The 23,779-nt window shown below is 71.5% G+C and carries 22 protein-coding genes; 15 read left to right on the top strand and 7 right to left on the bottom strand.

Annotation, left to right across the window (positions count from 1 at the left end):
• Positions 1-2 precede the first annotated feature (2 nt).
• The 8 genes from hydA (at position 3) to V6R91_RS00240 (ending at position 9,310) form a co-directional block, all read left to right on the top strand.
• Positions 3-1,445, top strand: coding sequence for a dihydropyrimidinase (gene hydA / locus V6R91_RS00205; RefSeq protein WP_336393583.1), 1,443 nt, complete (start codon positions 3-5; stop codon positions 1,443-1,445).
• Between the two features lie 32 nt (positions 1,446-1,477).
• Entirely contained in the window at positions 1,478-2,494 is a 1,017-nt protein-coding gene (locus V6R91_RS00210) for a TIGR03842 family LLM class F420-dependent oxidoreductase (RefSeq protein ID WP_336393584.1), read from the top strand.
• A 13-nt stretch (positions 2,495-2,507) separates the two neighbouring features.
• Positions 2,508-3,437, top strand: coding sequence for an ABC transporter permease (locus V6R91_RS00215; RefSeq protein WP_336393585.1), 930 nt, complete (start codon positions 2,508-2,510; stop codon positions 3,435-3,437).
• On the top strand, positions 3,434-4,225 hold the full coding sequence (locus tag V6R91_RS00220; protein ID WP_336393586.1) for an ABC transporter ATP-binding protein: 792 nt from the start codon (positions 3,434-3,436) through the stop codon (positions 4,223-4,225). Before V6R91_RS00215 ends, V6R91_RS00220 begins: the two co-directional genes overlap by 4 nt.
• Entirely contained in the window at positions 4,222-5,055 is an 834-nt protein-coding gene (locus V6R91_RS00225) for an ABC transporter permease (RefSeq protein ID WP_336393587.1), read from the top strand. The genes V6R91_RS00220 and V6R91_RS00225 overlap by 4 nt, the downstream gene beginning before the upstream one ends.
• A 55-nt stretch (positions 5,056-5,110) precedes the next feature.
• Positions 5,111-6,289, top strand: coding sequence for an ABC transporter substrate-binding protein (locus V6R91_RS00230; RefSeq protein ID WP_336393588.1), 1,179 nt, complete (start codon positions 5,111-5,113; stop codon positions 6,287-6,289).
• Positions 6,290-6,393: 104 nt separating this feature from the next.
• Positions 6,394-7,710, top strand: a complete 1,317-nt coding sequence (locus V6R91_RS00235; protein ID WP_336393589.1) for an aspartate aminotransferase family protein — start codon at positions 6,394-6,396, stop codon at positions 7,708-7,710.
• Between the two features lie 67 nt (positions 7,711-7,777).
• Entirely contained in the window at positions 7,778-9,310 is a 1,533-nt protein-coding gene (locus V6R91_RS00240; protein WP_336393590.1) for a CoA-acylating methylmalonate-semialdehyde dehydrogenase, read from the top strand.
• Between the two features lie 19 nt (positions 9,311-9,329).
• Here V6R91_RS00240 and V6R91_RS00245 read toward each other — a convergent pair whose 3' ends face one another.
• Together V6R91_RS00245 and V6R91_RS00250 are read right to left on the bottom strand one after the other, a co-directional pair.
• The gene (locus tag V6R91_RS00245; RefSeq protein WP_336393591.1) at positions 9,330-10,301 is read right to left on the bottom strand and encodes a diacylglycerol/lipid kinase family protein; all 972 of its coding nucleotides are present in this window, start codon (positions 10,299-10,301) and stop codon (positions 9,330-9,332) included.
• Between the two features lie 34 nt (positions 10,302-10,335).
• The gene (locus V6R91_RS00250; protein WP_336395005.1) at positions 10,336-10,782 is read right to left on the bottom strand and encodes an Lrp/AsnC family transcriptional regulator; all 447 of its coding nucleotides are present in this window, start codon (positions 10,780-10,782) and stop codon (positions 10,336-10,338) included.
• A gap of 114 nt (positions 10,783-10,896) precedes the next feature.
• On the opposite strand from V6R91_RS00250, the gene V6R91_RS00255 reads away from it, so the two are divergent.
• The 3 genes from V6R91_RS00255 (at position 10,897) to V6R91_RS00265 (ending at position 14,330) form a co-directional block, all read left to right on the top strand.
• Positions 10,897-12,345, top strand: coding sequence for a DUF6421 family protein (locus V6R91_RS00255; protein WP_336393592.1), 1,449 nt, complete (start codon positions 10,897-10,899; stop codon positions 12,343-12,345).
• 160 nt (positions 12,346-12,505) lie between these two features.
• Positions 12,506-13,219, top strand: coding sequence for an SDR family NAD(P)-dependent oxidoreductase (locus tag V6R91_RS00260; protein WP_336393593.1), 714 nt, complete (start codon positions 12,506-12,508; stop codon positions 13,217-13,219).
• Positions 13,220-13,259: 40 nt separating this feature from the next.
• Positions 13,260-14,330: a threonine aldolase family protein gene (locus V6R91_RS00265; protein ID WP_336393594.1), complete on the top strand. Its 1,071-nt coding sequence runs from the start codon at positions 13,260-13,262 to the stop codon at positions 14,328-14,330.
• 52 nt (positions 14,331-14,382) lie between these two features.
• On the opposite strand, the gene V6R91_RS00270 is transcribed toward V6R91_RS00265, so the two are convergent.
• The 3 genes from V6R91_RS00270 to V6R91_RS00280 all read right to left on the bottom strand — a co-directional run bounded on the left by V6R91_RS00270 (position 14,383) and on the right by V6R91_RS00280 (position 18,869).
• Positions 14,383-16,083: a hypothetical protein gene (locus V6R91_RS00270; protein WP_336393595.1), complete on the bottom strand. Its 1,701-nt coding sequence runs from the start codon at positions 16,081-16,083 to the stop codon at positions 14,383-14,385.
• A 223-nt stretch (positions 16,084-16,306) separates the two neighbouring features.
• Complete coding sequence (locus tag V6R91_RS00275) at positions 16,307-18,220, bottom strand: M3 family metallopeptidase (protein WP_336393596.1); 1,914 nt, start codon at positions 18,218-18,220, stop codon at positions 16,307-16,309.
• A 61-nt stretch (positions 18,221-18,281) separates the two neighbouring features.
• A complete protein-coding gene (locus V6R91_RS00280) occupies positions 18,282-18,869 on the bottom strand; it encodes an NUDIX hydrolase family protein (RefSeq protein ID WP_336393597.1) in 588 nt (195 codons plus the stop codon).
• Between the two features lie 78 nt (positions 18,870-18,947).
• Here V6R91_RS00280 and V6R91_RS00285 point away from each other — a divergent pair, with 78 nt between their 5' ends.
• From V6R91_RS00285 to V6R91_RS00300, 4 genes are all read left to right on the top strand, one after another.
• Positions 18,948-19,613: an alpha/beta hydrolase gene (locus V6R91_RS00285; RefSeq protein WP_336393598.1), complete on the top strand. Its 666-nt coding sequence runs from the start codon at positions 18,948-18,950 to the stop codon at positions 19,611-19,613.
• Between the two features lie 271 nt (positions 19,614-19,884).
• Complete coding sequence (locus V6R91_RS00290; protein WP_336393599.1) at positions 19,885-21,540, top strand: ABC-F family ATP-binding cassette domain-containing protein; 1,656 nt, start codon at positions 19,885-19,887, stop codon at positions 21,538-21,540.
• Positions 21,541-21,654: 114 nt separating this feature from the next.
• Complete coding sequence (locus tag V6R91_RS00295) at positions 21,655-21,837, top strand: PspC domain-containing protein (protein ID WP_336393600.1); 183 nt, start codon at positions 21,655-21,657, stop codon at positions 21,835-21,837.
• A 48-nt stretch (positions 21,838-21,885) separates the two neighbouring features.
• Positions 21,886-22,068, top strand: a complete 183-nt coding sequence (locus V6R91_RS00300; protein WP_336393601.1) for a PspC domain-containing protein — start codon at positions 21,886-21,888, stop codon at positions 22,066-22,068.
• A 9-nt stretch (positions 22,069-22,077) separates the two neighbouring features.
• Here the strand turns inward: V6R91_RS00300 and V6R91_RS00305 are convergent, their stop codons facing one another.
• Entirely contained in the window at positions 22,078-22,953 is an 876-nt protein-coding gene (locus V6R91_RS00305; RefSeq protein WP_336393602.1) for a hypothetical protein, read from the bottom strand.
• Between the two features lie 249 nt (positions 22,954-23,202).
• Complete coding sequence (locus V6R91_RS00310; protein WP_336393603.1) at positions 23,203-23,673, bottom strand: hypothetical protein; 471 nt, start codon at positions 23,671-23,673, stop codon at positions 23,203-23,205.
• Between the last annotated feature and the right edge of the window lie 106 nt (positions 23,674-23,779).

Consider the following 23,779-nt stretch of genomic DNA (forward strand, 5'->3'; position numbering starts at 1 on the left):
ACATGGCAACGACACTCATCAAGGGCGGCACCGTCGTCTCGGCGACGGGACGCGGCGAGGCCGACGTGCTCATCGACGGCGAGACCATCGCGGCCGTGCTCGCGCCCGGCTCGCAGCTGCTGGGCACGGATGTCGCGGCATCCGTCGACACGGTCATCGACGCGACCGGGAAGTACGTGATCCCGGGCGGCATCGACGCGCACACCCACATGGAGCTGCCGTTCGGCGGCACCAACGCGTCGGACACGTTCGAGACCGGGACGCGGGCGGCCGCGTGGGGCGGCACGACGTCGATCATCGACTTCGCCGTGCAGCGCTACGGCGAGCGCGTGCAGGACGGGCTCGCGGCGTGGCACGAGAAGGCCGCCGGCAACTGCGCGATCGACTACGGCTTCCACCAGATCGTCGGCGGCGTCGACGACGACTCCCTCGCGGCGATGCGGGGCCTGCTCGACGAGGGCGTCTCGAGCTTCAAGCTCTTCATGGCCTACCCCGGCGTGTTCTACTCCGACGACGCGCAGGTGCTCAAGGCCATGCAGGTATCGGCGGAGACCGGCCTGCTCACGATGATGCACGCCGAGAACGGCCCGGCGATCGACGTGCTCGCGGCGCAGCTGGCCGAAGCCGGCAAGAAGGCGCCGTACTACCACGGCATCGCGCGCGCCTGGCAGATGGAGGAGGAGGCCACGCACCGCGCGATCATGCTGGCGAACCTCACCGGCGCGCCGCTGTACACGGTGCACGTGAGCGCCAAGCAGGCCGTCGACCAGATCGCCTGGGCGCGCGACCAGGGCTGGAACGTGTTCGGCGAGACCTGCCCGCAGTACCTGTACCTCTCGCTGGAGGAGCAGCTGGGCGCGTTCAGCGAGGAGTGGGGGCAGTTCGAGGGTGCCAAGTGGGTGTGCTCGACGCCGCTGCGCAGCAGCAAGGAGGGCCACCAGCACCACATGTGGCAGGCGCTGCGCACCAACGACATCCAGATGGTCTCGACCGACCACTGCCCGTTCTGCATGAAGGGCCAGAAGGAGCTGGGTCTCGACGACTTCCGCGCGATCCCGAACGGCATCGGCTCGGTCGAGCACCGCATGGACCTGATGTACCAGGGCGTCGTCACGGGCAAGATCACGCTCGAGCGGTGGGTGGAGCTGACCTCCACCACACCCGCGCGCATGTTCGGCCTGTACGGCAGGAAGGGCGTCATCCAGCCGGGCGCCGACGGCGACATCGTCGTCTACGACCCGAACGGCCACACGTCGATCGGCCTCGGCGAGGGCCGCACGCACCACATGAACATGGACCACTCCGCATGGGAGGGCTACGAGATCGACGGGCATGTCGACACCGTGATCTCCCGCGGCAAGGTCGTGGTCGACGGCGGCCGGTACCACGGCTCCAAGGGCGACGGGCGCTTCCTCAAGCGCGGCCTCTCGCAGTACCTCATCTGATTCCCGGCGATCGAGCGGAGCGTATCGAGATCATGGACTTCGGCGTCGTCCTGCAGACCAACCCGCCCGCCGCGCGCACCGTGCAGCTCGCCAAGCTCGCCGAGGCGCACGGCTTCAGCCACGTGTGGACCTTCGACTCGCACCTGCTGTGGCAGGAGCCCTACGTCATCCACTCGGCGATCCTCGCCGAGACCAATCGCGTCACGGTGGGGCCGTTCGTGACGAACCCCGCGACGCGGGACTGGACGGTGACGGCCTCCGTGTTCGCCACGCTCAACGAGATGTACGGCAACCGCACGATCTGCGGCATCGGCCGCGGGGACTCGGCGGTGCGGGTGACCAACGGCAAGCCGGTGACGATGGCCGAGCTGCGCGAGTCCATCCACGTGATCCGCGAGCTCGCGAACTCGCGGCCCGTCGAGTACCACGGCTCGACGATCCGGTTCCCGTGGAGCCGGGGCTCGCAGCTGGACGTGTGGGTGGCGGCGTACGGGCCGATGGCGCTCACGCTCACCGGCGAGGTGGGCGACGGGTTCATCCTGCAGCTGGCGGACGTCGACATCGCCGCGTGGATGATCAAGACGGTGAAGGATGCCGCGGCCGCCGCCGGCCGCGACCCCGACTCGCTCGCCTTCTGCGTGGCCGCCCCGATGTACATCGGCGACGACGAGGCGCACATGCGCGACCAGTGCCGGTGGTTCGGCGGCATGGTGGGCAACCACGTCGCCGACATCGTCGCGAAGTACGGCCATCACGGCGCCATCCCCGACGCGCTCGCCGACTACATCGAGGGACGCAAGGGGTACGACTACAACACCCACGGCAAGGCCGACAACGACCACGTCGACTTCGTCCCCGACGAGATCGTCGAGCGCTTCTGCATCCTGGGCTCGGCATCCGACCACATCGCCAAGCTCGAACAGCTGCGCGAGCTGGGGGTCACCCAGTTCGCCGGCTACCTGCAGCACGACAACAAGGAGGAGACGCTCCGCGTCTACGGCGAGACCGTGATCCCGGCGCTGCAGACCCACGTGACGGCCAAGTCGTGAAGTCGGCACCGGCATGAGGCCCATCGGCTGGTCGGCGCGCCGTCAGGGCGAGCTCCGCGGCTGGATCGCCGCGGGCTGGGGCGCGGTGGGGGTGGTGGCGGTCATCGTGCTGTGGGAGCTGTACAAGTTCCTCGGACCCGCCGACGGCGTGGTCGTGGGCGCCGTCCCCGGCGAGTCCGGGTCGGGGCTCATGATCCTCCCGCGCACCCATGACCGGGCGATGCCGCACGTGTGGGACATGGTCGCGCGCCTGTTCGCCCCCACGAGCGGCGGCGACACCCCCGCGCTCTGGGTCTCGGTCGCCGGCGCCGCCCTCATCACCCTGGGGATCGCCGCCGTCGGATGGCTGATCGGCGTGGTCGTGGGCGCACTCCTGGGCCTGGTGATGCAGCGGTGGCGCCTGCTGGAGTGGGGCCTGCTCCCCTGGATCGTGGTGAGCCAGATCGTGCCGCTCATCGCGTTCGCCCCCGTCGTCAATGCGATCGGCAACCAGATCGACCGCGGCGGCGGCACGTGGCCGCAGTGGCTGTCGGTGGCGGTGATCGCGTCGTATCTGGCGTTCTTCCCGGTGGCCGTCGGGGTGCTCCGTGGCTTGGCGTCGCCGGACCGCATCCACCTCGACCTCATGAGCAGCTACGCCGCGGGGTACTGGCCGACGCTGTTCCGGCTGCGCCTGCCCGCGGCCGTCCCGCACCTGCTTCCGGCGCTGCGGCTCGCCGCCGCGAACGCGGTGCTCGGCGCGGTCGTGGCGGAGGTCTCCATCGGCATGCGCGGCGGCATCGGCCGCATGCTCATCCAGCTGGCGGGTCAGGCCTCGAGCGACCCCGCCGCTCCATGGGGGCCGACGTTCGGCTCGATCGCCCTCGGCCTGATCGCCGCCGGCTCGGTGGCCCTCATCGGCCTCGGACTTGCCAACTACCGCAGAGGAGAGGCCGCCGCATGACCGACCTTGCCGTTCACGCATCCGGCGTCGGGAAGGTGTTCCCGACGAAGACCGGGGAGGTCGTCGCGCTGACCGACGTCGATCTCGAGGTCGCCGGCGGTGAGTTCGTGTCGCTCATCGGCCCGTCGGGCTGCGGCAAGTCGACGCTGCTGCGCCTGATCGCGGACCTCGACCAGGCGACGTCCGGCACCCTCCAGATCTTCGGAAAGCCCGCCAAGCGCGCCCGCATCGATCAGGACTACGGCATCGCGTTCCAGCAGGCCGGCCTCCTGCCGTGGCGCTCGGTCGCCGCCAACATCGGGCTGCCGCTCGAACTGCACGGCACGGGCAAGGCTGCTCGCGCGAGCCGCGTGGCCGAGCTGGCGGAGCTGGTCGGTCTCTCGGACTTCGTCGATCGCTACCCCGACCAGCTCTCCGGCGGTATGCAGCAGCGCGTCGCGATCGCCCGCGCGCTGGCCGCCCGCCCGAAGCTGCTCCTCATGGACGAGCCGTTCGGCGCGCTCGACGAGATGACGCGCGAGCGCCTGCAATCCGAGCTGACGCGCATCGCCGCCGAGACCTCGGCGGCCGTCGTGTTCGTGACCCACTCGATCCCGGAGGCGGTCTTCCTCTCGGACCGCGTGGTGGTGATGAGCCCGCGTCCCGGGCGCATCACCGACGTGGTCCAGACCTCTCTCGGCGAGGTGCGCGACGAGGCGCTGCGCGAATCGCCGCAGTTCTTCGACCGCGTGACGGCCGTCCGCGAGGCCTTGCACGGCTCGCCCGTCACGAGGGCGAGTGAATCATGACGGATGCCGCGACCACGATGCTGCCCGCCCCGCCGGGTCCGGCGGGCGCGGGGGCGGGGCCCGGCGAGCGCGAGCTTCCGGGGTGGCTGAAGTGGGTGGCGCCCGTCGTCGTCGGCGTCCTGATCCTCGCGATCTGGATCTTCTGGGTCGATGTGCTCGGCACCGCGCCGCGGATGCTGCCGAGCCCGATCGCGATCGCCGAGGAGTTCGTCCGCCGGTTCCCGATCATCCTCGACGACATGATGATCACGGCCACGAACGCTCTGATCGGCCTCGTGGTCGGCTCCCTCCTCGCGCTGCTGTTCGCCGGGCTGGCGGCCGCGGCCAAGCCCGTCGACGGCATGCTCGCGCCGCTGGTGTCCGCCCTCGCCGTCATCCCGATCGTCGCGATCACGCCGATCCTCAACACGATGTTCGGCGCCTCGAGCCAGTTCGGACGTCAGGCGGTCGCGACGATCGCGGCCTTCATCCCGGTGTTCGTCAACGTGCTGCGGGGCCTCCGCCAGACCCGGCCCGTTCACCGCGACCTGCTGCGCTCGTCCGCGGCATCCGGCTGGCAGACGTTCCGCGTCCTGACGCTCCCGACCGCCCTCCCGTACCTCATGACGGGCCTGCGCATCGCCAGCTCGCTGGCGGTGATCGCCGCCCTCGTCGCCGAGTACTTCGGCGGGCCCGCCGACGGCATCGGCACGGCCATCGCCACCTACGCCAAGTCCGGCCGGGCCGCGCTGGCGTGGGCCTACGTGCTCGGCGGCATCATCATCGGGCTCGTGTTCTTCCTCGTGACCTCGCTCCTGGAGCGCCTGGCGACGAGGCGGTCGCCGGGATAGCCCGCCGGCGAGCACGTGCAGCACCACCCCGCAAGCACCACACGAAAGGAACGCCATGACACACAGCATCAGACGCGGCCTGGCCGCAGCATCCGCCGTCACCGTCGCCGCGCTCGCACTCGCGGCCTGTTCCGGATCGGGCGGCACCGACGACGGCGGAGGAGGCGGAGACGAGGACTTCGAGCCGCTCACCTCGATCAAGCTGCAGCTGCAGTGGCTGCCGCAGGCCCAGTTCGCCGGCTACTACGTGGCCCAGGAGCAGGGCTACTTCGAGGAGGAAGGGTTCGACGAGGTCGAGATCATCCCCTCCGGCGGCGACATCGTGCCGCAGGACGCGCTGGTCGCGGGCGACGTCGACTTCGCGATCGCGTGGGTTCCCAAGGTGCTCGGCACGCTCGAGGCCACGGGTGTCGAGCTCACCGACATCGCGCAGGTCTTCCAGAAGTCCGGGACGCTGCAGGTGTCGTGGAAGGGCGACGGGATCGAGTCCGTCGCCGACTTCGAGGGCAAGCGGATCGGCTCGTGGGGCTTCGGCAACGAGTGGGAGATCTTCGCGGCGATGGCCGCCGAGGACCTCGACTCGACGACGGTGTCGATCACGACGCAGGACTTCTCGATGAACGCGCTGCTGGACCGCGACGTCGACGCCGCGCAGGCGATGACGTACAACGAGTGGGCGCAGATCCTCGAGGTCGTGAACCCCGAGACCGGCGAGCTGTACCAGCCGGAGGACTTCGACGTCATCTCGTACGAGGAGACCGAGGGGGCCATGCTGCAGGACGCCATCTGGGCCGACACGCAGCGCCTCGAAGACGACCCGGCGTACGCCGACGCGGCGGTGCGGTTCCTCAAGGCCGTCACCAAGGGCTGGATCTTCGCGCGCGACAACCCCGAGGAGGCGGCGTCGATCGTCTACGACATCGCCTCGAACGCGGAGGCGGCGTTCCCGGTGGGTCCGGTGCACCAGCAGTGGATGATGAACGAGGTCAACAAGCTCATCTGGACCGGCGCCGACTTCGGGCTCGTCGACCAGGCGGCGTGGGACAAGACGGTGGCCGGCGCGCTGTCGGCCAAGAACCAGGACGACCTCGAGCTCATCACCACCGAGCCGGCCGAGTCGGCGTACTCGAACGAGTACATCGAGCAGGCGCTGGCCGAGCTCGAGGAGGAGGGCGTCGTGGTCGGCGGCGAGTACACGCCGATCCAGGTGACGCTCACCGAGGGCGGCCAGTAGCGGATGCCGCACCCGCGCGGCGACCGGACACTCCGGTCGCCGCGCGGGGCAAGGCAAGACGAAACGCCGTTGACCCGCCTTCCGCGAACAGGGAACGTGGACACATGACCGAAGACCTCGATGCCCTCGCGAAGGAGCTCGACCGCGAGCACGTGTTCCACTCCTGGTCCGCGCAGGCGGGCCTGGACCTGCCCGTCATCGCGGGCGGCAGGGGCACGGTGGTGTGGGACCACGCCGGCAATCGCATGCTGGACTTCTCGAGCCAGCTGGTCAACGTCAACATCGGGCATCAGCATCCCGCCGTCGTCGCGGCGATCCGCGAGCAGGCCGAGCGCCTGGCGACCATCGGGCCCGCCACGGCCAACCTCCACCGCGGTCAGGCCGCGCAGCGCATCCTCGACAAGGCCCCTGCCGGCTTCGCGAAGGTCTTCTTCACCAACGGCGGTGCGGACGCGATCGAGAACGCGATCCGCATGGCACGCCTGCACACCGGTCGCGACACCGTGCTCTCGACCTACCGCTCGTACCACGGCAACACCGGTGCGGCGATCGTCGCGACGGGCGACTGGCGACGGATGCCGAACCAGTACGCCCGCGGACACGTGCACTTCTTCGGCCCGTTCCTGTACCGCACCGAGTTCTGGGCGACCACGCCGGAGGAGGAGTGCGAGCGAGCCCTGCACCACCTCGAACGCGTGATCCAGTCGGAGGGGCCTTCCACGATCGCCGCCCTGCTGCTGGAGTCGGTGCCCGGCACCGCCGGCATCATGGTGCCGCCGCCCGGCTATCTGGCGGGAGTCCGCGCGCTGGCCGACGCCTACGGCATCGTGCTCATCCTCGACGAGGTGATGGCGGGGTTCGGGCGCACCGGCCGCTGGTTCGCCTTCGAGGGCCACGACGTCGTGCCCGATCTGATCACCTTCGCCAAGGGCGTGAACTCGGGCTACGTGCCGGTGGGCGGCGTGATCATCTCGCCCGAGATCGCGGCGACGTTCGACGACCGCGTCTTCCCCGGCGGCCTCACCTACTCGGGGCACCCGCTGGCCGCGGCCTCGATCGTCGCAGCGATCGACGCGATGGAGTCGGAGGGGATCGTCGAGAACGCCCGGCGCGTCGGCGAGGAGGCGATCGGCCCCGGTCTGCGCGACCTGGCGTCGCGGCATCCGCTCATCGGCGAAGTGCGCGGCGAGGGCGTGTTCTGGGCGCTCGACCTCGTGACCGACCGCGACACCCGTGAGCCGGTCGGCGCCGAGGTCGTGGGGAAGCTCAAGAAGGAGCTGACGTCGCGAGGGCTGCTGCCCTTCGCGGCGGAGAACCGCATCCACGTCGTGCCGCCCTGCGTGGTCACCGACGAGGAGGTGCAGGAGGCGATGTCGATCTACGATGAAGCCCTGACGAGCGTCGAAGGCGACCTCTTCTGACGCGTGCATCGCGTCGCGGCCGACCGACCGGGTCGGCCTGCGGCGCTTCCGAAGGAGGAACACGACAATGACGGACATGATGGAGCGCACCGACCCGGTGGGCGCCGACACGGCGGTCCTCGAGCACTGGGTGAACGGCGGGCCGTGGGCGGGGGCATCCGACCGCACCGGCTCGGTGTACAACCCCGCGCTCGGCACGGTCCAGAAGCGGGTGCGGTTCGCCACCCGCGACGACGTCGGATCAGCGGTGGATGCCGCGTCCGCGGCGTGGGCGCAGTGGCGCGACGCCTCGATCGCCAAGCGCCAGGCGGTGATGTTCGCGTTCCGCGAGCTGCTGAACGCGCGCAAGGAGGAGCTCGCCGAGATCCTCACCTCCGAGCACGGCAAGGTGCTCGCCGACGCGCGCGGCGAGATCGCCCGCGGCATGGAGGTGGTCGAGTTCGCGTGCGGCGTGGGGCACCTCACCAAGGGCGCGTACTCCGAGAACGTCTCGACCGGCATCGACGTCTACACGCTGCGTCAGCCGCTGGGCGTCGTCGGCATCATCAGCCCCTTCAACTTCCCGGCGATGGTGCCGCTGTGGTTCTTCTCGATCGCCCTCGCGGCCGGCAACGCCGTCGTGCTGAAGCCGTCCGAGAAAGACCCGAGCGCCGCGAACTGGCTCGCGGGCCTGCTGACGGAGGCGGGGCTCCCCGACGGCGTCTTCAACGTCGTCCACGGCGACAAGGAGGCGGTGGACGCGCTGCTGGAGCACCCGGACGTGCGGGCGATCTCGTTCGTCGGCTCGACGCCGATCGCGAAGTACGTCTACGAGACGGCGACCTCGCACGGCAAGCGCGTGCAGGCCCTCGGCGGCGCGAAGAACCACATGCTGGTGCTGCCCGACGCCGATCTCGACCTGGCCGCGGACGCCGCCGTGAACGCCGGCTTCGGCTCGGCGGGTGAGCGCTGCATGGCGATCTCGGTGGTGCTCGCCGTCGACACGGTCGCCGACGAGTTCGTATCGAAGGTGGCCGAGCGCATGTCCTCCCTGCGCACCGGAGACGGCACCCGCGGCTGCGACATGGGACCGCTCATCACCGGACAGCACCGCGACAAGGTGACGTCGTACATCGATGTCGCCGGCGCCGACGGCGCCTCGGTCGTGGTCGACGGTCGCGGCGTGGAGGTCGACGGAGACGCGAACGGCTTCTGGCTCGGCCCGACGCTGATCGACAACGTGCCGACGTCGTCGACGGTGTACACCGACGAGATCTTCGGCCCGGTGCTGTCGGTGGTGCGCGTCGAGGGCTACGAAGAGGGCCTCGACATCATCAACGCGAGCCGGTACGGCAACGGCACCGCCATCTTCACCAACGACGGCGGCGCCGCACGACGCTTCCAGCGCGAGGCGACGGTCGGCATGATCGGCATCAACGTGCCGATCCCGGTGCCGGTGGCGTATCACTCCTTCGGAGGCTGGAAGGCGTCGCTCTTCGGCGATGCGAAGGCGTACGGCCCGCACGGCTTCGAGTTCTTCACGGCCGAGAAGGCGATCACGTCACGCTGGCTCGACCCGTCGCACGGAGGGATCAACCTGGGCTTCCCGCAGCACGACTGACCCGCCTCGCCTCGCTCGCTCAGGGGCCCGGAGGAGCCGGTGCGAACACGGTCACCGCGCGAGGCACCGCGACGCACCGCAAGGTGAAGCCGCCCGCCTCCCGCTCCTCGAGTTCGCCGTCGTGCACGAAGACGGACGGATGCCCCGCCTCGGGGCGGACGCGGACGTCGAGCTCGCGCACGACGAGGCGCTCGACGTCCTCGTCGCGGGGGAACAGGCGCACCGCGCGCAGCACGGCCGCCGTGCGCTTGCCGAAGGCGAGCGAGGCGAGCGCGCGCACCTTCGACCCGCGCGCGTGGTGGATGCGGACATCGAGCACGCCGGCCTCGGTCTCCTGCCGCTGCATCGTGGCGACGCGATCGGGGTCGTTCCGCCCGACGCTGACGAACACCGACCACACGCGCGCGCGGCGTCCGCCCCGCACGATGGTGAGCGGCTCGGCTCGGCGCAGCGCGACCGCGGTCGCGACGACGCCGCCGATCCACTTGCCGAGGCTCGTTCGCCGCTCGCGCTCCCCGATGAGCTCCGGGTAGGCCCCGACCGAGACGACGTTGAGCACGGTGAGCGGCTCGTCGTCATCCGCCGTCGCATCCGCGACGCCGACCTCGGCCGTCGAGCCCGCCTCGTACGCGTCGATCGCGGCGTCGACGCTGTCGAGGCCCAGCGCGCGCACGAAGTGGTTGAACGTGCCGCCCGGCATGGCGAGGAGGGGCCGGTCGTACCGGCGGGCGAGGTGCGCCATGCGCGAGACCGACCCGTCGCCGCCGTAGACGCCGAGCACCGCGGGAGCGGGGTCGGCGGCCATCGCCTTCGCGACGACGTCTTCGAGGTCCTCGTCGTCGCCGAGCTCTCGGATCTGCGCCCCGGGCAGGCGCGCGGCGAAGATCGAGGCGGGGTCGGACCGGATGACCGCCGAGCCGGATGCCGCGTTCCGCACGATCAGCACTCCCCGGCCGCGATCGTCGGCGGGGGGAGGCAGAGCGGGGTCCATGCGCCGAGACTACCCACCGCTCGCCGGGAAAGGGTCAGGCGGGGAGGATCGGGCGGTTCTCGTAGAACGTCTGCAGCACGACGGTCGTGCGCGTGTTCACCGACGCGGCCGCGCGGATGTCGCGGATCAGCGATTCGAGGTGACGCGGGGTGGCCACGCGCACGAGGAGGATGTAGCTCGCGTCGCCGGCGATCGAGTGGCACGCCTCGATCTCGGTGAGGTGCTCGAGCAGCTCGGGCGCGTTGTCGGGCTGGCCGGGATCGAGCGGCGTGATCTCGACGAAGGCGGCGAGGGGCTTGCCGACCGCTTCGGCGTCGACGAGGGCCCGGTAGCCGGTGATGACGCCGCGGCTCTCGAGCCGCCGCAGTCGCGCCTGGACGGCCGACACCGACAGCCCGACCGCGGCGGACAGATCGGCGAGCGTCGCGCGCGCGTCGCGGGAGACCTCCCGCACGATGGCGGCGTCGGTCGCGTCATCCAGGCTCGGCATGCCTCGACTCTATCCCAGACAGGAAATTTTCCTGCTGAATCGTGTCGCTGGGGGAAGTTCTCTAGAATCGGGAGAGAAACCGCGCTCGAAGATCGGAGGTTCACCATGCCCGCTCCCACCCGCACCACGCAGGTCATCGTCGGCGAACCCGAGGTCGTCGAGGATGCGACCCGGTCATCGGCCGCCGAGCCCGTGGAGGCGTCGCCCGCCTGGTTGCGCCTGAAGGCGGCGGCGACCGCGATCCAGGACCTGCAGATCAAGGACGGCTCGATTCCGGATGCCGCGGCCCACGACCGGGCGCGCGCTCTGGTCGCCGAGATCATCGCCGGCATCCGGGCGCTCGCCCCGGCGTTCCCGCACGACGGGGAGTACCTCGCGGCCTCGGTGCGCGACTTCCAGCGGTGGGCCGACGAGGGCTTCGGCATCCCGGACTTCCTCGACTCGCTCATGGCGTTCCAGCCGCAGCGGCACCGGGTCGACGGCATCCGTCACCTGGTCGTCTTCCCCATGTACACGCAGAACGGATCGTCCGATCGTCGCGTCGAGGCCGTGCTCGTCGAGGTGATCTGGCCCGAGTTCATCGCCCAGCTGGAGGCCGGCGACTACGGCAACAAGCTCTTCGTGTCGCTGCGGTTCCTGGACTTCACCCCGGGCTACGACACGAACAGCGCCGTGCTCTTCCCCGAGACCGTCGCGATGCGCGAGATCCCGGCGTTCACGTGGGGCGCGATCTTCCAGGACCGCGAGGCCGCCCGCTACCGCCGGGTGGTGCGCGCGGCCGCCGAGATCACGAAGCTGGAGCTCCCCGCCGACGCCGCCCGCATGCTCGACGACCAGGCGCTCACCGAGAAGACGTTCGTGATGTGGGACATCATCCACGACCGCACCCACATGCGCGGCGACCTCCCGTTCGATCCGTTCATGATCAAGCAGCGGATGCCGTACTTCCTGTACTCGCTGGAGGAGCTGCGGTGCGACCTCACCGCGTTCCGCGAGTGCGTCGCGATCCAGCGGCGGCTGGCCGATCGACAGGCTCAGGGGGCGGAGCTCAGCGAGGCCGAGGCCGAGATGCTCGAGCACGCCAAGCTGGTGCAGTACGCGGTGATCTTCGACCGGATCTTCCGGTTCTCCATCACCGGCACGCGGGTGCGCAACTACGACGGGCTCGGCGGCCAGCTGCTGTTCGCGTGGCTGCACCAGCGCGACGTGCTGCACTGGACCGACACGGCCCTCGCCTTCGACTGGGAGGACGTGCCCGCCGCGGTCGTCGCGCTCGGCGACGCGATCGACGAGCTCTACTGGCGCTCGATCGACCGCCCGAAGACCGCGCACTGGCTCGCCGCGTACGACCTCGTCCGCGGCACCCTGACGCCGAACCCGGCGTCGCAGTGGGCACGCGGACTGCCCGACGAGATCCTCGCCGGCCCGCCGAAGGGCTACACCGACGCGGTCATGGACGACGAGTTCCCGCTGTCGATGTTCTTCGAGGCGCTCGAGCGGAAGATGAAGCCCGTCATCGAGTCGACCGCCGGCATCACCGGCCGCGACTCCTGAAGCGTCGTTCGGCCCATCGTTCTCGCCGAGATCGCACGTTCTCGCCGAGAACGCACGTCGTGGGCGCCGACGACGTGGTCATTCGACGAGATCGCACGATCTCGGCGATGGAGGGCGGAGTGGAGAGCGGAGTGGAGAGCGGGCGTGGAAGGGTAGGGGTATGAGCGTCTCAGGCAGACTCGTGGTCGTCTCGGGGGCCACCAGCGCGTCCGGTCTCGCCGCCACCCGCGAACTCGTCGCGGCGGGCGCGCGCGTCATCGCGGTGGGGCGGAGCTCCGAGAAGCTGGAGGAGCTCACCTCCTCCCTCGGCGCCGGGCCGGGCGTCGCCGACGTCGACCCGGCCAGCAGCGTCCGCACCGAGGTGTGCGACCTGACCGATGAGGCCGACGTCGCCGCACTCGCCGAGCGGATCCACGCGGCCGACGGAGCCGTCGACGGGGTGCTGCACCTCGTGGGCGGCTGGCGCGGCGGCGGCGGTCTGGCGGGGCAGACCGACGACGACTACCGCTTCCTCGAGCGCTCGCTGACCGCGCTGCGCCACGTCAGCCGGGCATTCGACGCCGACCTGCGGAGGTCGTCGTCCGCGCGCACCGCGATCGTCTCCTCCACCGCCGTGGAGCGCCCGCTCGCCGGCGGCGCCAACTACGCCGCGGTCAAGGCGGCGAGCGAGGCGTGGGCGCGCGCCGTCGCTCAGGGCTTCGCGAAGGCCGCGAAGGACTCCGGGCGGCCGCTGGCCGCGGCATCCGTCATCTTCCGCACCAAGAGCCTCTCGGGACTCGAGGAGGCCCTGGCGCAGCGCTTCGCCGACCTGTGGATGACCGACGCCTCCGAGACCAACGACACGATCGTCGACCTCACCGACCCCTCGCTGTGACACCGCCGCGCCCGCCGTCGCCGCGGGAGAATGGATACCCGTGACCACCATCCACGACCCCAACCTGCGCGGATTCGCGTCCGACAACTACTCCGGCATCCACCCGGAGGTGCTCGCGGCCATCGCCGCCGCCAACGACGGACACCAGGTCTCGTACGGCGAGGACGTCTACACCGAGCGCCTGCAGGAGGTCATGGCCCGGCACTTCGGCGACGGCGTCGACGCGTACCCGGTGTTCAACGGGACCGGCGCCAACGTCGTCGGGCTGCAGTCGATGCTGCCCCGCTGGGGCGCCGTGATCACGGCCGGGACCGCGCACATCAACGTGGACGAGGGCGGTGCGCCCGAGCGCGTGGCCGGCATCAAGCTGCTCACCGTCCCGACCGACGACGGCAAGCTCACGCCCGAGCTCATCGACCGCGAGGCGTGGGGCTGGGGCGACGAGCACCGCGCGCAGCCACTCGTCGTCTCGATCACGCAGTCGACCGAGCTCGGCACCCTCTACTCCGTCGACGAGATCGCCACGATCGCCGCGCACGCGCACGGCCTCGGGATGCACGTGCACATGGACGGCTCGCGGATCTCGAACGCCGCCGCGTCGCTCGGCGTGCCGTTCCGGGAGTTCACGCGCGACGCGGGCGTCGACGTGCTGAGCTTCGGCGGCACCAAGAACGGCGCCATGCTCGGGGAGGCCGTCGTCGTGCTCAACCCCGAGGCCTCGCAGGGCCTGAAGTTCCTCCGCAAGCTCGACATGCAGCTCGCCTCGAAGATGCGGTTCGTCTCGGCGCAGCTGCTCGCGCTGCTCGAGGGGGATCTGTGGCTGCGCAACGCCTCCCACTCGAACGCGATGGCGCAGCGCCTGCGCGCCGGCATCGAGCGCGGCCTCGCCGACGGGTCGATCCGCGGGGTCGCGTTCACCCAGCCGACGCAGGCCAACGGCGTCTTCGCGACCCTGCCGGCCGGCGTCGCCGATCGTCTGCGCGCGTCGTTCCGGTTCTACGACTGGGATGCCGCGAAGAACGAGGTGCGGTGGATGTGCAGCTTCGACACGTCCGAGAACGACATCGACGCGTTCCTCGCCGCGATCGCGCGGGAGACTTCGGCCTCGTAGCCGGACCGCGCGGCTCCCGGACCGCGGGGCGCGCGGTCCGGGACCCGGGGGCTCAGCCCTCGTGCTGCTCGACCTCGGCCTCGTGCTGCTCGGCCTCGGCCTCGTGCGACTCTGCTTCGGCTTCGTGCGGCTCGCCGCCCCCAGCCGTGTCCTCCCGTGACTCGCCGCTCTCGGCCGGGTCATCCTGCGACTCACCGTCCACGGCCGCGTCCTCGCTCGGCTCCGGCACGACCGCCGCGTCCTCGCTCGGCTCCGGCACGACCGCCGCGTCCTCGGCGGAATGGCCGGGGGCGGCATCCGTTGTCTCCTCGTCCGGCTGATCTGCAGAGGTGACGGATGCCGGCGCGAGGGCGGTCTCGGGCCGGATGAGCTCCTTCACCTCGGCCATGAAGCTCATGAGCTGGTGCTGCTGCCAGCGAAGCGTGCGCGTGCGGTCCTCGGCGTCGCGGAGCACGGACTGGGAGTGCGACGTGACCAGGGCGATGATGCGCTCGGCCTTCACGTGCGCCTGCTCGAGGTGCTCCCGGGCGCGTAGCTGCGCGTCGGCCTCGATCTGCTGCGACTGGGCGCGCATCAGACGCTCGAAGTCCTCCGCCTTCGCCGAGACCCGCTGCGCGTGCTCCAGCGACGCCGTGACCTGCTCGTTGGCATCCTGCGTGATGCGCTCGGCATGGGCGACCGCCTGGTTGTGGAGCACGAGGAACTCCTGGTGCGCATCGTCCTGGCGACGGGTGAGGGATGCCTCGAACTCCAGCACCCGCAGGCGCAGCTCGCGCACCGCCTCCTCGGCCTCGGACCGGTCGCGCGCCGTCTCGCGGGCGACCGTGGAGCGCAGCACGGCCGCGCCCTTCTCGGCCTCCGAGCGGATGGCGGCGGCCTCGCGCTCGGCCTGCGAGATCTTCTCGGCGGCGTGCGCGGACTCGCGCTCGATGCGGGCCTCGTGCGCGGTCAGCTCGGTGTCGATCTTCAGCCGGATCTGCTGCGCCTCGTGCTGGGCCTGCGAGACGATGCCGTCGGCCTCGGCCTGCGCGGCCGTGCGCCGGTTGGCGATCTCTTCGCGCGCCGCCTCGAGCAGGCGGTCGCCCTGGATGGAGGCGTTGCGGATGAGGAGACTCGCCTGGTCCTCCGCGACGCGCAGCACCTCCTCGAACTGCTGGCGGTTCGGCGACTCGCCCGTGGCGCCGACAAGCTCGTCGCTGAGCGCCTGGACCCGCTGCTCGGCGTCGGCCAGCCGGGCATTGGCGAGTTCGAGCTCGGCCTGCAGGCGCTGCAGGGCGTCGCCCTCCTCCTCCCGGGCGGCGGATGCCTCGGCCTCGGCGCGCTCGCGCTCGGTGCGGCGGTTCTCGTCCGCTGCCGCGAGCTCGGCCTGCAGCCGGTCGATCTGCTCCTGTCGCGCGGCGAGCTCGGCGTCGACCTCGGCACGGTGGGCGGCGATGGCGGCGTCGATGTCGGCCTGACGCCGCTCGTTCGCGACCTGCAGCTCCGCCTCGAGACGCTCGGCCTTCGCCCGGCTCTGCGCGACGGCGGCGCCGGCCCGCCGCTGGTGCTGCTTCAGCTGCGCGACTTCGTCGGCCGCGGCGCGCACGCGCGCGTCGAGGCCGGCGATCGCGGCATCCACCTCTTCCTTGTCGTAGCCGCGGAAGGTCGTGGTGAAGCCCGATCCGAACGTCGTCGACGTCTCGCCGATGATCGTGTCGAAGGGGCTGGGGTCTTCCGGACCAGTGGTGCCGGGGTTGACGGCGTGCTCGGACATCGAGTGACTCTGCTTTCTAGGGGCGAGGGGAATCACTGTGTCGGCGACCGCATACAGCGGCGGCGGTGCGTTCCGCCGGTCGCACGGCGAACGGGTCGCCGGGCGCGGCCGACGGAGGCCGCATCGCCCTCGACGACACCGGGGGGTGAGTGTCGCAGGGGTGACTGCGCTCAGGGTGACTGAACCCTACCGCGCCTCGCCGTGTGCGCGAAACGCGCGGCGCTCACCGCCCCGCGAGCCACTCCTGGTACGCGTCGAACGACGACGCGCGCCCGAGGAACGCCTCGACGAGCTCGCGTGCGTCGCGGGATCCTCCGCGCTCGAGCACCTCGGTGCGGTAGCGGCGCGCCGCCTCGGGATCCATCAGTCCCTCGCCGAAGCCGCTGAGCAGGTCGCGGGCGATCACGAGGCTCCACTGGTACGTGTAGTAGCAGGCGCCGTAGCCGGTGAGGTGGCCGAAGCCGGCATAGGAGTGCTGGCCGGGCAGCGGCTGGACCGGGCTCGTCGCGGCGTAGATCCGCTCGGTCTCGGCCTGCAGGTCGGAGGGACGGTCGACGTGCAGGCGGTACGACACGTTCGCGTGCCCCAGCTGGCGCCGCACTTCGAGTGCGCGACCGAACCCGTCGGCCGTGCGCATGCGGGCCACGAGATCGGCCGGGATCGGGCGGCCGTCCGCGTCGCCGCTGAAGGAGGCCAGCACGTCGGCGTCCCACGCCCATTCCTCCAGCAGCTGGCTGGGCGCCTCGACGAAGTCCCACTCGGTGGCCACGCCGCTGAAACGGGCGAACCGCTGGTGGCCGCCGAGGATGTCGTGCACGAGGTGCCCGAACTCGTGGAAGAACGTCACGACCTCGTCGTGCTCGAGCAGTCCGCGCGAGAAGTTGCACAGGAGCGCGGCCTCGGGGAGCACCCGACCCGCCACGCCCGGAGCGAGCGGGAAGCAGGCCGCATGGCTGAACTTGCCCTCGCGGGGGTGCAGGTCGAGGTGGATGCGGCCAAGGCGGACTCCTCCGCGCACCACGTCGAAGGACTGTACGTCGTCGTGCCACGCCGGAGCGTCGACCGGCAGGTACTCGACGTCGAGGAGGCGGCCGGTGACGTCGAGGACGCCCGACACGACTCGCTCGAACGGGAAGTACGACCGGACGAGCTGGGCGTCGACGTCGTACTGCTCGCGCTTGATCGCTCCCACCAGGTACCAGTAGTCGGCGATCGTGACGGCGTCCACGTCGGGCACATCGCGGCGCAGCCGCTCGAGGAGCAGCGGGTACTCGGCGTCGGCGGCCGGCTTCGACGCGTCGTCCAGGCGCGAGAGGAAGACCGGGATCTCGGCACCCGCCCCGATCATCCGCGTCTCGGTCTCGTAGTCCGCCCAGTCGGGGTAGCCCAGCAGGCTCGCGCGCTGCGCGCGCACCGCGAGCAGCTCCGCCAGGACGGGGTCGTTCTCTGGCCAGGCGAGGTCGTTGTAGGCGCCCACCAGCGCCAGGCGCGTCGCACGGTCGGAGGCGTAGTCGCGCACCGGCATGAGGTCGGGGTAGTCGGTGCTCAGCGTGACGAAGCCGCGCTCGTCCGCGGGGTGCGCGTCGACGAAGTCCTGCGGCAGTCCTGCCAGGCCCGCGACGGGCACCTGGACCTCGCGCCGGCCGTCGCGGATGTTGCGCGAGAACGTCAGCGACAGCTCGGTGTCGCGGTCCGCCAGCTCGCGCGCCCGCTCCCGCTCGTCGTCGGCGAGCTCCACGCCCCCGCGACGGAAGTCGCGGAGCAGGTGCGAGAGCAGCCGCGCCTGGTCGGCGTCGAGGCCGTCCGGCGGGGCATCCGCGAACACGCTCCACAGCTCGCGGTCGAGCAGGCGCGCGGCCGACAGCGACTCGACGGCCTGCACCTGCCCCTCGGCCAGCTCGCGCACCTCCGCGTCGGGGTGCGCCTCGCTCAGGAGGTACGCCTCGCTGAGCGCCTCGGCGAGCGCGAGCTCGGTGTCGTTCCACAGCTCGAGCCGGTCGGCCGTAGACAGGGCCGGCTCGCCCTTGAGCCGCTCGTCGAGCTCCCGCACGCGGGCGATGCGCTGAGCCGGGCGCTCCGAGACGAAGTCGGCCCATCCGGCGGCGTCAGCGGGGAACGGCAGCGGTTGGAGGGTCATCCTGCGAGCCTAGGGGGCGGGGCGGACGCTCCGCGAGAGCCGGCTGGATGACGCGGATGCCTCAGCGCAGCGCGCCCACGCTGGCCAGCGCGAGCCGCACGAGCGTGCCCCTGCCGCCCTCCATCTCGGCCGACAGCGCGTCGGAGGACGCCTCCTCCGGCGTCAGCCACGTCACCTCGAGGGCGTCCTGCCGCGGCTCGCACGTCCCGGTGACGGGAACGACGAACGCGAGCGAGACGGCGTGCTGACGGTCGTCGTGGAACGCGCTGACCCCCGGGAGCGGGAAGTACTCCGCGACCGTGAACGGTACCGGCTGCGGCGGCAGGAGGGGAAACGCCATCGGCCCGAGGTCGTTCTCGAGGTGGCGGAACAGCGCGTCGCGCACCGTCTCGCCGTACCGCACGCGGCCCGACACGATCGTGCGGGTGATCTCCCCCACCGGAGTCGCCCGCAGCAGGATTCCGACGGCGGTCACCTGCCCCATGCCGTCGGTGCGCACCGGCACGCCCTCGACGTAGAGCATCGGCAGGCGGCGGCGGGCCTCCTCGAGCTCGATGTCGCTCAGCCAGGCGGGGTTCGAGACGTTCCCCGCGGGCGGGCCGAACGGTTCGTCGCCCGCAGGTTCGGGGTCGGGGGTGCGTACGGACATGACTCCTGTATACCCCGGGTGCGCCGCCGGCGCCCGAGGTCCACCGGACGTGTCGACGTCAGGTGGGAGGATGGGGGCATGCCGGAAGCGCTGGTCCTCGACGCCGACGCCGTGCTGTGGTCGGCCGATCGCAACGACCTCGCCGGGCGCCATCTGCTGCTGCTCCTCCACGGCTACGGCGCCGACGAGCACGATCTCTATCCCCTGCGCGCGTACCTGCCCGAGCCGTTCGCCGTGGCGAGCCTCGCCGCGCCGCTGTCACCGCCGTGGCCGGCTCCCGGCCGCTCCTGGTATCCGATCGACGGCCTGGACGGTCGGGATCCCTCGCACGTCACCCGCGCCGCCGAGGCCGTCCTCGCCTGGGTCGACGCGCACGTGCCGGGCGCGGCATCCGTGGGTCTTCTCGGCTTCTCGCAGGGCGCCGCGGTGTCCCTGCAGGCCATGCGCCTCGACCCGCATCGCTTCGCCTTCGCGGTGAACCTGTCGGGCTACGTCACCCCCGGCGAGCTGCCCGGCGACGCCGAGCTCGCCGAGCGCCGCCCGCCGGTCTTCTGGGGCCGCGGCACGAACGACGACGTCATCCCCGGCTTCCTCGTCGAGCACACGACGCAGTGGCTTCCCGAACGCGCCGAGCTGAGCGGACGCGTCTACCCCGGCCTCACCCACAGCGTGTCGGAGCAGGAGCTCGCCGACGTGCGCGTCTTCCTCGACAAGCAGCTCGAGGCCCTCGACGCCGCGGACTGAGCGCACGGCGGTCACTGGTCATGCCCGGCATGGTCCGCTATGGTGTCTCACGGCCTTTGTCCCCTCGGTGAGGAACTCCCTTGAAGCTGATCGACGCGACCGCGCTGTAATCGCGCTGCTCCGTCGACCTTCGACGCGTCAGCGCTTGAATCCTTCGCGCTGGCCGTCGATCCGCCGCTTCTCTCCTGCGGTGCTGCGCCCTTCGATGGGCCGGCCCGCCTGGGCGACCTCCGCGGTGTCGGTGTCAGCGCCTGACCGACCTGGAGGCCTCATGCCCGCTCACACCCTCACCCCTGCCATCATCCTCGACCGGGTCTCGCTCTCGTGGCCCGACGGCACCACCGCGCTCTCCGACGTCTCGGGGTCGTTCGGTGCCGGTCGCACCGGCCTCGTCGGCCGGAACGGCTCCGGCAAGTCCACGCTCCTGCGCCTGGTGGCCGGAGAGCTGGCGCCGACCGCCGGCCATATCACCCGGACGGCGGATGCCGCCTACCTGCCGCAGCGCCTCACGCTCGACGTCGACCGTCCCGTCGCCGACCTGCTCGGCGTCGGTGCGCCCCTGCGCGCGCTGCGCGCGATCGAGTCCGGCGACGCTGATCCGCGCCACTTCGACGCGGTCGGCTCCGACTGGGACATCGAGGCGCGCGCGCACGCCGCCCTGGCCGAGGCCGGGCTCACCCCCGACATGCTCGACCGCAGCGTCGGGCAGCTGTCGGGGGGCGAGGCGGTGCTCACCGCGATCGCCGGCATCCGTCTGCGCGGCGCGTCGATCGCCCTGCTCGACGAACCCACCAACAACCTCGACCGCGACGCCCGGGCACGCCTGTACGACATGGTGCGCTCGTGGCGGGGCGCGCTCGTCGTCGTCAGCCACGACATCGCGCTGCTGGAGCTGGTCGACGACACCGCTGAGCTGTACGACAACGAGCTCTCGGTGTTCGGCGGCCCGTACTCGCAGTGGCGGGCGTGGCTGGATGCCGAACAGGGCGCCGCCCGCGACGCCGAGCGCGCCGCGCGGCAGGCCGTCAAGCGCGAGAAGCGCCAGCGGATCGAGGCCGAGACGACCATCGCCCGCCGTGCGGCGATGGGCCGCAAGGCCCAGCTCGAGAAGCGGGTGCCGCCGATCGTCGCCGGCAACCTCAAGCGGGCCGCTCAGGTCTCGGCCGGCAAGCTCCGGGGCGAGAAGGCCGACCGCGAGGCGTCCGCCCGCGAGACGCTCGATGCCGCGGAGCGCCGCGTGCGCGACGACGACATCGTGAGGATCGACCTTCCCGATCCCGGCGTGCCCGCGGGCCGCCGGATCGCGACCCTCGGTGACGGCGAGCGCTCGTGGATCGTCCAGGGACCGGAGCGTGTCGCCCTCATCGGCCCGAACGGCGCCGGCAAGACCACTCTGCTGGAGCGGCTGGTCGGCTCCGGTGTCGAACCGGCGGGCGGATCTGCACCGCGCGTGTTTCCTGGTCCGGCTGAAGGTCCGTCGATCCCGCTGCTTGCACGGGCCGAGCTGCACACCGACCGCGTCGGCTACCTGCCGCAGCGGGTCGACGGTCTCGACGACGGCGCCTCGGTGCTCGAGAACGTCGCGCCCTCCGCGCCGAAGGTGACGATGGTCGAGCTGCGCAACCGGCTCGCGCGGTTCCTCATCCGAGGTGCGGCGGTCGAGCGCCCGGTCGGCTCGCTGTCCGGCGGCGAGCGGTTCCGGGTGGCGCTGGCCCGGCTGATGCTGGCCGACCCGCCGCCGCAGCTGCTGATCTTCGACGAGCCGACGAACAACCTCGACCTCGACACGGTCGACCAGCTCGTCGCCGCCCTCGCCGCCTACCGCGGCGCGGTGCTCGTCGTCAGCCACGACGACGCGTTCCTCGAGCGCATCGGCGTCGACCTCGTGCTGGAGCTCGACCGCGACGGCACGCTCACCGAGCGCTGACGCAGGGTCGCGGCATCCGTCCTCAAGGAAGGCGACGGATGCCGCGGCCGGCCCCCTCTCGGTTCGGGGGCCACCCCCAGTGCGCGCGGGCGTCCCTGCGCGCAGGATGGGGTCATGAACTCATTCGTCAGACCTCAGAACGGCCGCTGGATCGCCGGCGTCTGCCTCGCCGTCGCGAACCGCTTCGGCTGGAATGTCACGCTGATCCGGATCCTCACCGTGGTCGCGATGATCTTCTTCGGCCTCCCGCTGTGGATCTACATCCTGCTGTGGATCCTCGTGCCCTCCGAGCGCTGACGCACGGCACATCTGGCGCGCACGGGCGGGCCGGGCGATGATGAACGCATGCATCGGCTGGTGCGTCCCGTTCGGGGACGGATGATCGCGGGGGTGTGCCAGGGCATCGCCGACCGCTTCTCGTGCAGCGTCGTGCCGGTGCGGGTGCTGTGGGTCGCCTCGACCGTGTTCTTCGGCGTGTCGATCCTGATGTACCTGCTGCTGTGGATCCTCCTGCCCGACGAGCGCTGACGCCGGCGGTCAGGGCGCGACGAAAGTCTCCGCGATGAGCGCGGCGAGCTCATGCGGCGACCACCCGCTGTCTGGGGCGATCTCGACGTTCATCCCGTTGACGCCGTCGGTCGCCTCGTACACCTCTCCGCCCAGATAGCCCCCCTGCGTGGAAGAGAACGCCTGCACGCCGGGCACTCCGAGATCCACAGGCTGTCCAAGCCCTGCCCAGGGCAGGTCCCAGGCGACCCCGGACTCGAAGACCGCGAGCGCGAGCTGCCGCCCCTCGGTCGAGAACCCGCACCACGTGCGATGGCTCGCGATGTCCGCCAGGATGGTCGCGGGGCTCGGAGGATCGTGGTAGCCGGCCTCCTCTGCCGTCACGACCGCGCCCAGGTGCGAGCCGAGCTGTGTCGCGAGGTCCGCGCAGTCCGCCGCCGGCCACCAACGCGCGCTGTCGCGCTGCCATCCGAGTCCGGCCTCCGCCGTGCGGGAGGCGATGCCCATCCCGACCTCGGCACCGATCCGGTCGGCCTCCTCCCGACCGCGGTCGGCGAGGTCGCTCGAGTAGCCCATCACCGAGAAGTCGGCGGATTCCCATTGCCATGAGCAGTTCCAGTCACAGGGGCCGAAGTACGTGTCGGACACCTCAGCGGGCAGCTCCGCGCCGCCGAGGCCGACTTTCGGGAGGATCGTGACGTTGCCGCTGACGCCGTCACCCTGCCACTCGCACACCAGTCCGCCGACATTGTCGATCGAACGCGTCCACGTCTGATCGCGGCGGGTGACCTCGATTCCGTCGATCCCGGTGGCGGCGATCAGCCCCGCAGCCGGCAGGGCGACCGCGCAGTCGCCGCCGAACACCGCAGGAGGTGCCTGTCCGCCTGCGACGATCTGGATGGTCAAGGCCGGCGTCGGGGCCGCTTCGCCCGATGGAACCGGATCCGGCGTCGCGGTCGCGCCGGGCTGCGCCGTCGGCGCACAGGCGGTGAGGACGCCAAGCACTGCCAGCGCAGCGAAGGCGAGGGGAAGCGGACGTCGCACGGTATCTCCATCGAGCAGGTGCCGCGACTCTATCGGCGGCGGGGCACGGCCGCCGAGCACCTTTCACAACGGTTGACTAACGGTCGACCGCTCGCGCGAAGCCTGCCCTCATCAGGGACTCTTGGGCGGTTTCGTACGGCCCGGCGCGCTGCCGCTGTTCCCGGGGGCATCCTCGACGGGCTCGTCGACCGCGGGCGGATCGGTCGCCACGGGCGACGGCGCGGGCGCGGGCGCGGGCTCGGTCGCCCCCTCCTCGGGTGCGGGCTCCTCGGCCTCGGGGGTCGCGACCACCTCCGGCCGCGGAGCGGGCGTGGACGGCGTGCTGCTCGGCGTCGGCCGGGGTGTGACCCGCACGTCCGAGGCGGGGGCCGGCTCGGGCAGCAGGGAGGGCCGGTCGCCGGAGGCGGCGAAGATCGAGGTCACCACGACCACGAGCGACAGGGCGAGGGCCCCGCAGAGGGCGCCGAGCCCGAAGGTGCGCACCCGGCGCGAGGCCGGCCATGAGCGGACGGCGAGGGCGGGGTTCGTGCGGCGGGTGAGCGGCGTCGGCGATTCCGGCCTGCTCGACGGCGTCGACTCCATGGAGGATCCTCGGGCGGTGCGGGCGTGCGGGGGGACACGCACCCACCCGAGCTTACGCGAGGCCCGCCCATCCGTCCCCGCCTGGCCCGATGTCGGAGATCGCGAC

This window comes from Microbacterium sp. CCNWLW41, assembly GCF_037083505.1.